Annotated in this window: 1 protein-coding gene; it reads right to left on the bottom strand. The window is 43.5% G+C overall.

Going from position 1 to position 421, the window contains the following annotated elements; translation table 11 throughout:
- Positions 1-421: hypothetical protein (locus AAEY80_RS14360; RefSeq protein WP_350588531.1), on the bottom strand; the 421-nt coding region annotated here is incomplete at both ends.

Below are 421 nucleotides of genomic sequence, written 5' to 3'. Positions count from 1 at the left end.
TAAGTATAAATAAGGTGTGTAATATCCAAATAATGCGCCAGCGCCATAGAAACCATTTGCTTTGATTGTTTATGACTACAATACGATACGGATTTATATTGGGGTCTATGTAAGAATTGGGTTTGTTCTGTGGGTATTGCAAATGCTCATATTGCGGTTCATTGATGATATTGCGACCTTTAGATTGTATCCAGCCGCCACCTAGTTTGACGTAGGCTTGTAATACTAGTAGTGGAATGTACCACGGCCATACTCTAAAGTTTTGAGTGACGCCATAGCTGGGTAGGATGCTGTCGGTGTAGAGATAGATCTTATGCTCTTTGGTGGTCTTTGGCGGATCAAAGGGAGTGATAGGCGGTAGGCTATCAGCGTTCTTTTCCATGTAGTTACGGATGAACTGCCACTGCGCGCGAGCATAGGC

The sequence above is a fragment of the Psychrobacter sp. 78a-MNA-CIBAN-0178 genome, from assembly GCF_040309625.1.
GTDB classification, from domain to species: domain Bacteria; phylum Pseudomonadota; class Gammaproteobacteria; order Pseudomonadales; family Moraxellaceae; genus Psychrobacter; species Psychrobacter okhotskensis.
This window is presented reverse-complemented; position numbering and strand designations above follow the sequence as displayed.